Annotated in this window: 14 protein-coding genes; 8 read left to right on the forward strand and 6 right to left on the reverse strand. The window is 70.2% G+C overall.

Annotated features, from left to right (window positions below; translation table 11 throughout):
* The first annotated feature begins 134 nt into the window (after nucleotides 1-134).
* Nucleotides 135-1070, forward strand: coding sequence for an alpha/beta hydrolase (locus ABZ896_RS39415; protein WP_360939910.1), 936 nt, complete (start codon nucleotides 135-137; stop codon nucleotides 1068-1070).
* Between the two features lie 4 nt (nucleotides 1071-1074).
* Here ABZ896_RS39415 and ABZ896_RS39420 read toward each other — a convergent pair whose 3' ends face one another.
* Nucleotides 1075-1965, reverse strand: coding sequence for an NYN domain-containing protein (locus ABZ896_RS39420; protein WP_360939912.1), 891 nt, complete (start codon nucleotides 1963-1965; stop codon nucleotides 1075-1077).
* Nucleotides 1966-2158: 193 nt separating this feature from the next.
* Between ABZ896_RS39420 and ABZ896_RS39425 the strand changes: the two genes are divergently transcribed.
* The gene (locus ABZ896_RS39425) at nucleotides 2159-2311 is read left to right on the forward strand and encodes a hypothetical protein (protein WP_020136747.1); all 153 of its coding nucleotides are present in this window, start codon (nucleotides 2159-2161) and stop codon (nucleotides 2309-2311) included.
* Between the two features lie 69 nt (nucleotides 2312-2380).
* Here the strand turns inward: ABZ896_RS39425 and ABZ896_RS39430 are convergent, their stop codons facing one another.
* The 3 genes from ABZ896_RS39430 to ABZ896_RS39440 all read right to left on the reverse strand — a co-directional run bounded on the left by ABZ896_RS39430 (nucleotide 2381) and on the right by ABZ896_RS39440 (nucleotide 4633).
* Entirely contained in the window at nucleotides 2381-2986 is a 606-nt protein-coding gene (locus tag ABZ896_RS39430) for a MarC family protein (protein ID WP_360939914.1), read from the reverse strand.
* A 48-nt stretch (nucleotides 2987-3034) separates the two neighbouring features.
* Nucleotides 3035-3892 carry a PHP domain-containing protein gene (locus ABZ896_RS39435; RefSeq protein WP_360939916.1) on the reverse strand — a complete coding sequence of 286 codons (858 nt, stop codon included), beginning with the start codon at nucleotides 3890-3892 and terminating at the stop codon, nucleotides 3035-3037.
* 99 nt (nucleotides 3893-3991) lie between these two features.
* Nucleotides 3992-4633: a DUF6758 family protein gene (locus ABZ896_RS39440; RefSeq protein ID WP_360939918.1), complete on the reverse strand. Its 642-nt coding sequence runs from the start codon at nucleotides 4631-4633 to the stop codon at nucleotides 3992-3994.
* A 150-nt stretch (nucleotides 4634-4783) separates the two neighbouring features.
* On the opposite strand from ABZ896_RS39440, the gene ABZ896_RS39445 reads away from it, so the two are divergent.
* The gene (locus ABZ896_RS39445; RefSeq protein ID WP_360939920.1) at nucleotides 4784-6007 is read left to right on the forward strand and encodes an MFS transporter; all 1224 of its coding nucleotides are present in this window, start codon (nucleotides 4784-4786) and stop codon (nucleotides 6005-6007) included.
* Nucleotides 6008-6048: 41 nt separating this feature from the next.
* Here ABZ896_RS39445 and ABZ896_RS39450 read toward each other — a convergent pair whose 3' ends face one another.
* Entirely contained in the window at nucleotides 6049-6633 is a 585-nt protein-coding gene (locus ABZ896_RS39450) for a suppressor of fused domain protein (protein WP_360939922.1), read from the reverse strand.
* Between the two features lie 498 nt (nucleotides 6634-7131).
* Here ABZ896_RS39450 and ABZ896_RS39455 point away from each other — a divergent pair, with 498 nt between their 5' ends.
* Both ABZ896_RS39455 and ABZ896_RS39460 read left to right on the forward strand, forming a co-directional pair.
* On the forward strand, nucleotides 7132-8250 hold the full coding sequence (locus tag ABZ896_RS39455) for a magnesium and cobalt transport protein CorA (RefSeq protein WP_360939924.1): 1119 nt from the start codon (nucleotides 7132-7134) through the stop codon (nucleotides 8248-8250).
* A gap of 10 nt (nucleotides 8251-8260) precedes the next feature.
* On the forward strand, nucleotides 8261-8773 hold the full coding sequence (locus ABZ896_RS39460; RefSeq protein WP_360939926.1) for a hypothetical protein: 513 nt from the start codon (nucleotides 8261-8263) through the stop codon (nucleotides 8771-8773).
* Between the two features lie 4 nt (nucleotides 8774-8777).
* Here the strand turns inward: ABZ896_RS39460 and ABZ896_RS39465 are convergent, their stop codons facing one another.
* Entirely contained in the window at nucleotides 8778-9533 is a 756-nt protein-coding gene (locus ABZ896_RS39465) for a hypothetical protein (RefSeq protein WP_360939928.1), read from the reverse strand.
* Nucleotides 9534-9759: 226 nt separating this feature from the next.
* Here ABZ896_RS39465 and ABZ896_RS39470 point away from each other — a divergent pair, with 226 nt between their 5' ends.
* From ABZ896_RS39470 to ABZ896_RS39480, 3 genes are read left to right on the forward strand one after another with little or no spacing between them, the layout of a single operon-like run.
* Nucleotides 9760-11037, forward strand: coding sequence for a CBS domain-containing protein (locus ABZ896_RS39470; protein WP_360939930.1), 1278 nt, complete (start codon nucleotides 9760-9762; stop codon nucleotides 11035-11037).
* Entirely contained in the window at nucleotides 11027-11623 is a 597-nt protein-coding gene (locus ABZ896_RS39475; protein ID WP_360939932.1) for a DUF1003 domain-containing protein, read from the forward strand. The genes ABZ896_RS39470 and ABZ896_RS39475 overlap by 11 nt, the downstream gene beginning before the upstream one ends.
* Nucleotides 11624-11666: 43 nt before the next feature.
* Complete coding sequence (locus ABZ896_RS39480; RefSeq protein ID WP_360939934.1) at nucleotides 11667-12800, forward strand: Mrp/NBP35 family ATP-binding protein; 1134 nt, start codon at nucleotides 11667-11669, stop codon at nucleotides 12798-12800.
* Nucleotides 12801-12851: the final 51 nt, after the last annotated feature.

Here is a 12851-nt window from a genome sequence, read left to right on the forward strand (position 1 = left end):
GTGATCCGGATAATCTGGATCGCTGATCCGAATCAGCGTATCCCCTGGCAGGGCGGGAGAGAACGATGCCGACACACACGATGAGGAGCCGGGCCGTCGGCGTCGGTGTCACCCCCGCCAGCTACCCTCACCCCGTGAGCACCCGAGCCGTCTTCGCCGCGCCCCCCGGCGCCCGTGCCTACCCCCTGCGGACCGAGCGCGGTGACTTCGCCGTCGTGGACTCGCCCGTGCCCGCCGGTGTCGAGGCCAGGGGCACCGCGCTACTGCTGCCCGGATTCACCGGCAGCAAGGAGGACTTCACACTGCTCCACGAACCGCTCGCGGCGCGCGGGTACCGGGTCGTCGCCGTGGACGGCCGGGGACAGTTCGAGTCGGACGGCCCGGAGACGGACGAATCCGCTTACGCGCGAACCGAGTTGGCCCAGGACGTACTCGCACAGGCCAAAGCTCTCGACACCGCTCCCCTCCACCTCGTCGGCCACTCCCTCGGCGGCCAGATCGCCCGCGCGGCCGTCCTGCTCGACCACACCCCCTTCCGCTCCTTCACCCTCGTCTCCTCGGGCCCGGCGCAGATCTCCGACTCCCAGCAGCAGCGCGTCAAGCTGCTGCGGGACGGCCTCGCCGTGATGACGATGGCCGAGGTGTGGGACGCGATCCTGGCGATGGGCCCACCGGAGGAGGTCGGCGGCCCGGCGAAGGGCATCGGCGGCATCGAGCAGCTCCGCCGCCGCTGGCTCGGCAACAAGCCCGCCCAACTCCTCGCGACCGGCCGCCAGTTGTGCACCGAGCCGGACCGGGTCGCCGAACTCACCGCCGTCCCGCTGCCGTTCCACGTCCTGTCCGGCTCGCAGGACGACACCTGGCCGGTGCCGCTCCTGGACGACATGGCCGTACGCCTGCGGGCCCGCCGTACGGTGATCCCGGGCGCCGACCACTCCCCCAACGCCGACCGGCCCCGCGCCACGGCCCGCGCCCTGGCCGACTTCTGGGACACCGCAGACACCACAGCCGCCTCAGACTCCGGGGACTCCGGGGACTCCGGGGACTCCGGGGACTCCGCGGTCGCGTAGACCCTCAGTACTGCCCCTGCAGGTGCTCCCAGAACCCGTCCCGCAGTGCCCGCCGCAGATCCGCCTGCCCCCGCAGCGAGTACTGCAGCAGCCCCTCCGCCTCCACGAGCAGGTCCTGGTCCACCGAGCCCGGCAGATAGGGGTGGCCCGGCAGCAACTCCTGCAGCGCCGCCCGCCCCCGCTCCGCCAGCCACTTCGCGGCGATCTGCGCGCCCACGAAGCGGACGTCGTCGCGGGTGGGGCGGCTGGCCGTCGGTTCGTAGGCGACGGCGCGCCGTGAGACGTACGGCTTGAAGAACTCGAGGTCGAGGGTGCGCTGGCTGTCGACCTCCCAGAGCAGGGGCTCCGCCTGGTTACGGCCTTCAGGGGCCTCGATGCCCCAGAGGTGCACGCGTGCGCCGTACCCCTGGGCGGCCTCGACCGCCGAGACCAGGTCCTCGTCGCCGCCGAGGAGCGCCGCGTCGCTGATGGCGCGGTGGCGGGCCAGGGACTCCAGGTCGGTGCGGATCAGCGAGTCGACGCCCTTCTGCTGGTTGTTGGCGTTGAGGTTGCCCAACCGGACCTTCACGTCCGGGAGTTCGGCGATCGACTGCTGCTCGGCGGTGTGGATACGGCGGCGCGCGCCGTCGTACCAGTAGACCCGCAGCAGCCTGCTGTCGGCGAAGATCGAGCGGGCCCGGTCGATGAGCGCCTCGATCAGGCCCTCGGCGTCGAGGTCGAAGGCGCGCCGGTCCTCGGTGCCGGCCGCCAGCCGGCCCGCGGCCGCGTACAGATACCCGGCGTCGACGAAGATCGCATGCGTCGAGGGCGTCTTCGCCACTTCGGCGAGCATGCGCGTCAGCAGCTCGTTCGTGCGGTCGATGCGGGCGCTCAGGGCCGCCAGGTCGTCATTCATCGCCTCCATTGTCCCGGCGGTCACGCTGCGAACACAACCGGTCCCAAGGAGTCTCCGAAGAACCCCTTACCGGTCAGTAGTTAGTCGTTCGAAAAATTTCTTTAGCGTAGGGAATGTTTGTAACACGCCTACCGTTGACTCCTCATGTACCAGCAATCCTCCCCGGGAGGATGACCAGACGAAGGGAGAAGCCATGCGCTTCGAAATCATGCGACTCGACGACGTCGACGGCACGCCCGTGGACAGCACCGTCGTGGACGCCGCCTCCGTCAACCGGATCGTTCAGCAGGCCGCCGCCATAGGGCAGCGGCTGTGGATCCGTCCGGCCGACACCACGGCCTCGTAACAGACGCGGATCACCGTAGAGACTTGTGAGGGCCCCGGTCACCGACCGGGGCCCTTTCAGCTGTCCCGGTCAGCTCGTCCGGATCACTTGAGTGACCCCGTTGATGATCTGCTGCACGGCGATCGCGGAGAGCATCATCCCCGCGAGCCGGGTCACCAGCACCACACCGCCGTCCTTGATGACCCGGATGATCAGCAGCGAGTAGCGCATCACGAGCCACAGCACGACATGGATGGCGAGGATCGCCGCCCACACCGAGACCTGCCCGGCGAGACCCTCGGCCTTCTGCACGGCGAGGATCACGGAGACGATCGCGCCCGGTCCCGCCAACAACGGCATGCCCAGCGGTACGAGGGCCACGTTGACGTCCTTGGTCTGCTTCGGCTCGTCCGTCTTGCCGGTGAGCAGGTCGAGCGCGATCAGCAGGAGCAGCAGCCCGCCCGCGATCATCAGCGCGGGCACGGAGACGTGCAGGTAGTCCAGGATCTGGTGGCCGAGGAGCCCGAAGACGGCGATGACACCGCCCGCCACGCAGACCGCCTGGAAGGCCATCCGCTTCTGCACCTTGCCGGGCCGGCCGGCGGTCAGGGCGAGGAAGATCGGGGTGATCCCGGGCGGATCCATGATCACGAACAGGGTGAGGAAGAGCGAGCCGAACACGGCGAGGTCGAACATGATGGCCTTGCGGGAGGAGAGAGGTGAACGAGGTGGCCGGGGCGGACCTCAGGCTCCGCCGGTCCCCGGCACCGGGAACGCGCCCGTCGCCCGGCGCGTGATCTCGCCGTAGACCTCGGGATCCGTCGTGTACTCGCCGAGCGCGACGGTCTTGCGGCTGCCGTGGTAGTCGCTGGAGCCGGTGACGAGCAGGCCCAGCTCGGCTGCGAGCCCACGCAGCCGTACGCGGGTCTCCTCGTCGTGGTCCATGTGGTCGATCTCGATGCCGTCGAGGCCGGCCGCGGCCATCTCGGCGATCGCGGACTCCGGGACGGTGTGGCCGCGCTTGCTGGCGCCGGGGTGGGCGAAGACGGTCACCCCGCCCGCGCCCTTGACGAGCCGGATCGCCTCGAAGGGGTCGGTCTCGTGCTTCTGCACATGGGCCCGGCCGCCGTCGGCCAGCCAGTCGGTGGTGAAAGCGTCGTTCACACTCGGTACGACGCCGAGCTCGACGAGCGCGGTGGCCACATGCGGCCGCCCGACCGACCCGTCCCCGGCGATCCGCGCGACCTGCTCCCAGGTGACCGGCACGCCCAGCTCCTGGAGCCGCGCGACCATCGCCCGCGCCCGCGGCACCCGGTCGTCCCGCACCAGCTCCCGCTCGGCGAGCAGCGCGGGCTCCTCGGGGTCGAAGAGGTAGGCCAGCATGTGCATGGACACCCCGCCGATCCGACAGGACAACTCGGCCCCGGTGACGAGGGTCAGCCCGACAGGCAGCGCGGCAAGAGCCTCGCCGTACCCACGGGTGGTGTCGTGATCGGTCAGCGCGACGACGTCCAGCCCGGCAGCGGCGGCATTGCGCACCAGCTCAGCGGGGGTGTCGGTGCCGTCGGAGGCCGTGGAGTGGGTGTGCAGGTCGATGCGCACGCGGGCTCCAGGCGGTGACGGGACGGAGAGGGACGCTCAAGGATAACCGGATTTTCCAGGTCCCCCGTCACATCCGCACCAGGGGTGCGCCCCCTACAGTCAGGGTTTCAGCAGGCGCGGCGACAGCGCCCCGCAGGGCACAAGTTCCACTTCCGCCCCCGCGTCCCGCAGATCCGTCAGCACCAGCTCGTCGTACATCAGCAACCCGGACTGCTCGGGCCAGACGACCGCCCACAACCACAGGCCCAGCGCCTCCCCCGCGAACACGGCCCGGTCGTCCGGCGCCCCCGCGACATGCCACAACGGCGTAGGCCTCCCCGCGGCCAGCACCTTCGCCTGCGGCGGCTTCTCCACACTCATGTGCGGCCCGGGATCCGGCCCGTCGATCCCCGCGTACCGCGCCCCGAGCCCGACCCCGAGCTCCTCGGCCACGAGAATCAGCTCGCCGACGCCCCCGAGCGGCCCGGGCCCGGTACAGGCCACGGCCGTGGCACGGCCGCCCGTGCGGTCGTCGCCCGCGCAGGCCACGCCCGTGAACAGCCAGCCGACCGGCAGCGGCCACGGCATCCACACCGGCACCTGCGTACGGTGCACGACGACGCCGAGGGCCTCGACACTGGGCGGGATCACGGGCTGCACCGGGTGCACGGTCCCGTGCAGATCGCACTGCCAGGTATCGGCGAAGAGTCCGGGAGCCCTGACCCGGCCACCACACTTCGGGCAACTGGGTTCGCCCCTCATAGGGCCCCACGGTCCTACCCTCGCACTCCCACGTCAAGGACGATCACCCGTCCGGACGGCAGGACCAGACTGGATGTATGTTGCATTAATTAGCTCCCCTAACTTACTATGTGTACATACCAACTATCTGCACGAGGAGTGTGAGGAACCATGGACACCTTCGACGCGGGAGCCGGCGGCATCCTTCGTCAGCCCAAGGCGGTGTGGGCGACCGCGGGCGCCTCCGTCGTCGCCTTCATGGGCATCGGGCTGGTGGACCCGATCCTGCCGTCGATCGCCAAGGGCCTGGACGCCACGGCGAGCCAGGTCTCGCTCCTGTTCACCTCCTACTTCCTGATCACCGCGATCGCGATGCTGGTGACCGGCTTCGTCTCCAGCCGCATCGGCGGCAAGAAGACCCTGCTGCTCGGCCTCGCCCTGGTCGTGGTCTTCGCCGGGCTCGCCGGCACCTCGGGCTCGGTCGGCGAACTGGTCGGCTTCCGGGCCGGCTGGGGCCTCGGCAACGCCCTCTTCGTCTCGACGGCCCTCGCGGTCATCGTCGGCGCGGCGGCGGGCGGCAGCGCGGCGGCGATCCTGCTCTACGAGTCCGCGCTCGGTCTCGGCATGGCGTGCGGCCCGCTGCTCGGCGCCCTGCTCGGTGACGCCAGCTGGCGCTACCCGTTCTTCGGTACGGCCTTCCTGATGGCGATCGGCTTCCTGTGCATCACCGTGTTCCTCAAGGAGCAGCCGAAGCCGGCCCGCAAGACCTCGCTGCTCGACCCGCTCCAGGCGCTCGGCCACGGCGGACTCGCCTCGGCGGCGATCTCGTCCTTCTTCTACAACTACACGTTCTTCACCGTGCTGGCCTTCACCCCGTTCGTGCTGGACATGACCCCGTACAAGTCGGGTGCCGTGTTCTTCGCCTGGGGTGTGCTGCTCGCCGTCTTCTCGGTGTTCGTGGCGCCGCGCCTGCAGGAGCGGTTCGGCTCGCTGAAGGTGCTCGGCGGCTCGCTCGTCCTGCTCGCGATCGACGTGCTCGTCCTCGGCTACGGCAACCACACCGCGGCCATCGTCTGCACGATCCTGTCCGGCGCCTTCATCGGCGTGAACAACACGGTCTACACGGAGCTGGCGCTGGGGGTCTCCGACGCGCCGCGTCCCGTGGCGAGCGCGGGCTACAACTTCGTGCGCTGGTTCGCGGCAGCGGCGGCGCCCTTCTTCGCGCCCAAGATCGAGGAGTGGACCGACATCCACATCCCGTTCGTGGTGGCCGCGGTGACCGCCGTGCTCGGCGCGGCCGTGGTCGTCGTACGGCGGAAGGCGCTCACGCACGAGGCCGAGGAGCTGGAGCCGAGGCACGCCGTCGAGGACAGTGTCGCGGTGTTCGCCAACTGACGGCTTCCGGCCACCACTTGGTGACCTTGCTCACGCGAGGGTCACTCCAGCGGGACGGACTTGCGGGACGGATCCCTCAGGTCCGTCCCGTTCGTCAGCCAGCGCTCCTGGAGGGCCTGGGCGCCGTGCACCCGCTTCCAGGCGGCCTCGTTCGGCGTCATGGGGAGCAGCGGCAGGAAGCGGACCGGGTCGAGGGGCTCGTCGAGCTCCAGGTCCTCGACCAGACCGCCCGGCTCGGCGACCAGGACCGAGGTGAACGGAGCGCCGGGCCACAGGGGTTCGCCCACGTCGAGCGAGGCACCCGGAGCCACGACCACGCCCTCGACCTGCGGGGACGCGGCGAGCACGGCGAGCGGCCGGAGCACCTTGTCGGTGTCGGCGAGCCCTCCCCGTACGGAGATGACCAGTTCGGCGCGGGGCCCCTTGACCGGATCGGCGAGCATCGCGGTGGGATCGCTCATCGGCTGCGCGGACATGCCGAGAGTGGCGTAGCGGACGACGTCCCCGTCGGTGAAGCGGAGCACCTCGACGCGGTCGGTGCCGAGGAAGGTGACCGCCGCGCGCGCGTCCGGCTCGCCGAGCGTGCCACGCAACCGGGCCTCGACCAGAGGAAGAACATCTGCCATGTCGCGAGCATAGAACTCGTCAGTACCGGGCAAAGCAGCGCCTTGACACTTCGGCCTGCTGGTACTCTGGGCCGGTCGTCGGGGCAGCACGCAGATGGGGGTACCACCCAGGCCGTTCAGGCACTGGGGGAGTCGCGGTCGAGTCCCGACGCCTGGTGAGACTCCCTTTACGGGAATGGATCGTCCCTTACGAGGGACCGGCCGGAGGAGGTGGGGCTGTCATGGATCGAAGTCACCCGTGCAGTACCACTCGCTCTTCCCGCCGCTGATACAGCTGATCCGGCTCCTTCTGGCTGCCGCCTTTCACGCTCACGTCTTCATGCGGAAGAGCACTTCGTTTCGCTTTGTCTGATCTGCATCAGCAATGAAGTCCGCCACCGCGATGGTGCGGTGCTCCCCGCTTTGTGGACGTGCCAAACACCTACAGCAGGACGTCCTCATTCCGGGTAGTTCCATCCGTCGCCGGCGCCTTGGTTGCCCGTCACGAAGGAGCCTGCCATGTCGATGATCCGTGATCTGCGTGCCGCGGTACGCCCGTCGCGCCCCTCGCTACGCAAGGACACCGGCGCCTACGACGCCACCCGCGACCCCGCGACGCCCTCGGCCGTCGTCGACTGCGCCATCTACCGCGACGGCGCCCGGGTGCAGTGCGACCGGGCGCTCACCCCGCACGACGCGATGCGCCAGGTGCGCCGCGACGGCGGGTTCGTGTGGATCGGCCTGCACGAGCCGAGCGAGGACGAATTCGCCGTCATCGCCCGGGAGTTCGGGCTGCACCCGCTGGCCGTCGAGGACGCCGTCCAGGCCCACCAGCGCCCCAAGCTGGAGCGCTACGACGACTCCCTGTTCACCGTCTTCAAGACCATCCACTACGTCGAGCACACCGAACTCACCGCCAACAGCGAGATCGTCGAGACCGGCGAGGTCATGTGCTTCACCGGCCGGGACTTCTTCATCACCGTCCGGCACGGCGGCCAGGGCTCCCTGCGCGCCCTGCGCCACCGCCTCCAGGACGACCCGGAGCTGCTCGCCAGGGGCCCCTCGGCGGTGCTGCACGCGATCGCCGACCACGTGGTCGACGGCTACGTCGCGGTCGCGGACGCGGTGCAGGACGACATCGACGAGGTGGAGACCGAGGTGTTCACGCCGGGCCGCGGCGGCAAGGTCTCGCGCGGTGTCGACTCGGCGCGGATCTACCAACTCAAGCGCGAGGTACTGGAGTTCAAGCGGGCGGTCTCCCCGCTGCTGCGGCCCATGCAGCTGCTGAGCGAGCGCCCGATGCGGCTGGTCGACCCCGACATCCAGAAGTACTTCCGGGACGTCGCCGACCACCTCGCCCGTGTCCAGGAGCAGGTCCTCGGCTTCGACGAACTGCTCAACTCCATCCTCCAGGCCAACCTCGCGCAGGCGTCCGTCGCCCAGAACGAGGACATGCGGAAGATCACCTCGTGGGCCGCGATCATCGCCGTACCGACGATGGTGTGCGGGGTCTACGGCATGAACTTCGACTACATGCCGGAACTGCACTGGAGGTTCGGCTACCCGGCCGTCATGGCGGTCATGATCGGGATGTGTGTGGGCATCCACCGCACTCTGAAGCGCAACGGCTGGCTCTAGAGTGGACGCCATGGCAACCGAGCTGCTCGACCGGGCCCTCGTCGAGGAGGCCACCAAGAAGTCCGGCCTCGTCTGGGTCCAGGGTCCCGGCTCCCCGGCCCGCGCGCTGTGGCACGTGTGGCACGACGGCGCGGCCTGTCTGGTCGGCGACGGTCCCGGTGAGCAGCCGCTGCCGGGGCTGACCGACGGGGGCACCGCCGAGGTGACCGTGCGCAGCAAGGACAAGGGCGGCCGGCTGGTCACCTGGACGGCGAAGGTCGTGGAACTGCCGTCCGGGTCCGAGGGCTGGGAGGCGGCCGTCGCCGAGCTCAAGGGCAAGCGGCTCAACGCCCCCGACGGCGAGGCGATGACGGCTCGCTGGGCCCGGGAGTGCCGGGTGCTGCGCCTGGAGCCCACGGGCGCCACGGCACCACTGCCGGACGGCGACCTGGCCGCCGCGCCGCTGCCGACCCCGGCGACCACGCGGGAACCGATCCCGGCGGGTCTGCCTCGCCTGCTGTTCAAGAAGCGCAAACGCGCCTGAGAGATCAGGACGTCGGCAGCTGCTTGCCGTAGTCCACCGTCTCGTCCTTCTTCGGCTCGGCCAGGGCGAAGCTCTTGCCCCACGCCGAGAACGTCAACGTGCCCGCACCGCCCGCCCGGGCCAGGCGCAGGGGGTACGGCTCGCCCTCCAGCGAGACGTCCAGCGTGCCGCCGTCGCCTTCGTCGCCGGTGATGCGGATCGTGCGGGTACCCGCCTGCTCGTGATGGCCGTCCGTGTCCAGCGCGCCGTGCAGGGTCAGCAAGCCGTCGAGGAGAACGTCCTTGTCCGTGAAACCACTGAACTTCTTGTACGAGGGGTCGCCCGCCGGCACCTTCACGTACTTCCCGTCGAGCTTGTCCGCGGCCGCCGCGTCGGAGTCCGACCCGTCGCCCTTGCCGTCCGCATGGGTCCAGAAGTCCGCGTCGGCCTTCACATACAGGTGCTCGCCGACCCGCAGCAGCCCGAAGGTCGTGCCCTCCGCGGTGACCGACCCGGAGGCACCCTCGGAACTGAGCTTCATGTCGAGCTTGTACGTACGCCCACTGGTGACCACGTTCCCGGCCAGGCGCAGCGCCTTCGCGGACTCCGCGGCCGCGCGCGTCTTCGCCTGGATCTGGTCGGCGGGCAGTTTGCCCACCCCATTGGTGCCCTCGTCGGGATCCGAACTGCATCCCGTCAGCCCCGTCCCCGTGACGACCAGGGCGCACATCGCGCCCAGCAGTGCGGTCCTTGAGGTACGGCGCCGGGGAATCGCGGTCACAGGTGGGGCTGCCTTTCCGACGGGGGTCCTTCAGCGGCGTACGGCAGCGTACCGGGGCCCCGCGCCCCGGGCGGAGCCAGTCCGTCCGGACCGCTCACCAGGGCGGATCCGATCGGTACGGGCTAGCCTGAAGCCCTCCCGAGCGGGCAATCCGGACAACGGACGCCGAACGAAACACCCCGTACGCACCCCCGTACGCGGCCTCGTATGCAAAGGAAGCACAGCCATGGCAGCGGGAGCCCCCCGGATCTTCGTCTCGCACCTCGCCGGTGTCGCCGTCTTCGACCCCAACGGCGACCAGGTGGGCCGCGTGCGGGATCTGGTCGTCGTCCTGCGTGTCGGCCGCCGGCCACCCCGGGTGCTCGGCCTGGTCGTCGAACTGTCCACCCGGCGCCGCATCTTCCTCCCGATGACAAGGGTCACCAGCATCGAGTCCGGCCAGGTCATCACGACCGGCGTGCTCAACGTCCGCCGCTTCGAGCAGCGCCCCACCGAGCGCCTCGTCTTCGGCGAGCTGCTGGACCGGCGGGTCACGCTCGTGGAGACCGGCGAGGAGGTCACCGTCCTCGACGTGGCGGTGCAGCAGCTGCCGGCCCGCCGGGACTGGGAGATCGACCGCGTCTTCGTCCGGAAGGGCGGCAAGGGCGGGGCGTTCAGGCGCAAGGGCGAGGCGCTGACCGTCGAGTGGTCCGCGGTCACCGGCTTCACGCTGGAGGAGCAGGGACAGGGCGCCGAGAGCCTGCTGGCCACCTTCGAGCAGCTGCGCCCGGCCGACCTCGCCAACGTCCTGCACCACCTCTCCCCCAAGCGGCGCGTGGAGGTGGCGAACGCACTCGACGACGACCGGCTGGCCGACGTACTCGAAGAACTCCCCGAGGACGACCAGATCGAGATCCTCGGCAAGCTCAAGGAGGAGCGGGCCGCTGATGTCCTGGAGGCCATGGATCCCGACGACGCAGCCGACCTGCTCGCCGAGCTGCCCCCGGAGGAGCAGGAGCGCCTGCTGAGCCTGATGCAGCCCGGCGACGCGGCCGACATGCGGCGCCTGATGCAGTACGAGGAGCACACGGCCGGCGGTCTGATGACGACCGAGCCGATCGTCCTCAGGCCGGACGCCACCGTCGCCGACGCGCTCGCCCGGGTCCGCAACGCCGACCTCTCCCCGGCCCTCGCCGCCCAGGTCTACGTCTGCCGCCCGCCCGACGAGACCCCGACCGGCAAGTACCTCGGCACGGTCCACTTCCAACGGCTGCTGCGGGACCCCCCGTACACCCTGGTCAGCTCACTCGTCGACGACGACCTCCAGGCCCTGGACCCGGAGGCGCCGCTGCCGGTGGTCGCCGGGTTCTTCGCGACGTACGACATGGTCGCGGCGCCGGTGGTCGACGAGGCGGGCTCGCTGCTCGGCGCGGTGACGGTGGACGACGTCCTCGACCACATGCTGCCCGAGGACTGGCGGGAGACCGAGTTCGACGCGGAGGGGGCGGCCCACCATGACGCCTGAGCGCGAGACCCCGGCCCGCGAGCGCACGCCTGCCGGCGCCACGGCGACCACCCGCGGCCGCCCCCGCCTCGACCAGCCCCGCCCGCCGCGCCGCCGGCTGCTCCCCGAGTGGGACCCGGAGGCCTTCGGACGGCTGTCGGAGCGCATCGCGCGCTTCCTGGGCACCGGGCGGTTCATCGTCTGGATGACGGTCGTCATCATCGCGTGGGTGCTGTGGAACATCTTCGCGCCGGGCGACCTGCGCTTCGACAACTACCCGTTCATCTTCCTGACCCTGATGCTCTCCCTCCAGGCCTCCTACGCCGCCCCGCTGATCCTGCTCGCGCAGAACCGGCAGGACGACCGGGACCGGGTCAACCTGGAGCAGGACCGCAAGCAGAACGAGCGGTCGATCGCGGACACCGAGTACCTGACCCGCGAGATCGCCGCCCTGCGGATCGGCCTCGGCGAGGTGGCCACCCGCGACTGGATCCGCTCGGAGCTCCAGGACCTGGTGAAGGAGCTGGAGTCCCGGCAGGACGGGCACGGCGTATTCCCGACGGAACGGACGGAACGGCCTTCGGGACGTGACGTAGAAGACCGTTGATGGCCTTTCAAGGGGCCCTATAAAGGGCCGTACCATCGTCTGTATGGCTAGCGAAGACGCGGTGCGCGAGGCACTGGCGACGGTGAACGACCCCGAGATCAACCGGCCCATCACGGAACTCGGGATGGTCAAGTCGGTCGACATCGGCGCGGACGGGGCGGTCGCGGTCACCGTGTACCTGACGGTCTCCGGCTGTCCGATGCGCGAGACGATCACGCAGCGCGTGACGGACGCGGTCGCGGCCGTCGAGGGCGTCACCGGCGTCTCCGTCACGCTCGACGTGATGAGCGACGAGCAGCGCAAGGAGCTGGCGACGGCCCTGCGCGGCGGCCAGACCGAGCGCGAGGTCCCCTTCGCCAAGCCGGGCTCGCTCACGCGCGTGTACGCGGTCGCCTCCGGCAAGGGCGGCGTCGGCAAGTCCTCGGTGACGGTGAACCTGGCGGCGGCGATGGCGGCCGACGGCCTCAAGGTGGGCGTGGTCGACGCGGACATCTACGGCCACTCGGTGCCGCGCATGCTCGGCGCTGACGGCCTCCCGACCCAGGTCGAGAACATGATCATGCCGCCGTCGGCGAACGGCGTGAAGGTCATCTCCATCGGCATGTTCACCCCGGGCAACACTCCGGTGGTGTGGCGCGGCCCGATGCTCCACAGGGCCTTGCAGCAGTTCCTGGCGGACGTCTACTGGGGCGACCTGGACGTCCTGCTCCTGGACCTGCCGCCCGGCACCGGCGACATCGCGATCTCGGTCGCCCAGCTGGTCCCCAACGCCGAAATCCTGGTCGTGACGACCCCGCAGCAGGCGGCCGCCGAGGTGGCCGAGCGGGCGGGCTCCATCGCCGTACAGACCCACCAGAAGATCGTCGGCGTGGTCGAGAACATGTCGGGTCTGCCCTGCCCGCACTGCGGCGAGATGGTCGACGTCTTCGGCACGGGCGGCGGCCAGACGGTCGCCGACGGCCTCACCCGCACCATCGGCGCCACGGTCCCGGTCCTCGGCTCCATCCCCATCGACGTCCGCCTCCGCGAGGGCGGCGACGAGGGCAAGCCGGTGGTACTCAGCGACCCGGACAGCCCGGCGGGCGCGGCCCTGAGGGGCATCGCAGGAAAGCTCGGAGGCCGCCAGAGGGGCCTTTCGGGACTGTCCTTGGGGATCACCCCGAAGAACAAGTTCTAGAGAAGCTGTCTCTTTTAGGGGCGCGGGGAACTGCGCGACCAGCCACATACG

Source organism: Streptomyces sp. NPDC047072, assembly GCF_040643855.1.
Classification (GTDB): Bacteria; Actinomycetota; Actinomycetes; order Streptomycetales; family Streptomycetaceae; genus Streptomyces.

Bases quoted from the DNA above. Each gene is read 5' to 3' on its own strand.
- ABZ896_RS39475 (WP_360939932.1), top strand. From the start codon at position 11,027: ATGACGCCTGAGCGCGAGACCCCGGCCCGCGAGCGCACGCCTGCCGGC.
- ABZ896_RS39455 (WP_360939924.1), top strand. From the start codon at position 7,132: ATGTCGATGATCCGTGATCTGCGTGCCGCGGTACGCCCGTCGCGCCCC.
- ABZ896_RS39480 (WP_360939934.1), top strand. From the start codon at position 11,667: ATGGCTAGCGAAGACGCGGTGCGCGAGGCACTGGCGACGGTGAACGAC.
- ABZ896_RS39450 (WP_360939922.1), bottom strand. From the start codon at position 6,633: ATGGCAGATGTTCTTCCTCTGGTCGAGGCCCGGTTGCGTGGCACGCTC.
- ABZ896_RS39420 (WP_360939912.1), bottom strand. From the start codon at position 1,965: ATGAATGACGACCTGGCGGCCCTGAGCGCCCGCATCGACCGCACGAAC.
- ABZ896_RS39430 (WP_360939914.1), bottom strand. From the start codon at position 2,986: ATGTTCGACCTCGCCGTGTTCGGCTCGCTCTTCCTCACCCTGTTCGTG.
- ABZ896_RS39425 (WP_020136747.1), top strand. From the start codon at position 2,159: ATGCGCTTCGAAATCATGCGACTCGACGACGTCGACGGCACGCCCGTG.
- ABZ896_RS39440 (WP_360939918.1), bottom strand. From the start codon at position 4,633: ATGAGGGGCGAACCCAGTTGCCCGAAGTGTGGTGGCCGGGTCAGGGCT.
- ABZ896_RS39470 (WP_360939930.1), top strand. From the start codon at position 9,760: ATGGCAGCGGGAGCCCCCCGGATCTTCGTCTCGCACCTCGCCGGTGTC.
- ABZ896_RS39445 (WP_360939920.1), top strand. From the start codon at position 4,784: ATGGACACCTTCGACGCGGGAGCCGGCGGCATCCTTCGTCAGCCCAAG.
- ABZ896_RS39460 (WP_360939926.1), top strand. From the start codon at position 8,261: ATGGCAACCGAGCTGCTCGACCGGGCCCTCGTCGAGGAGGCCACCAAG.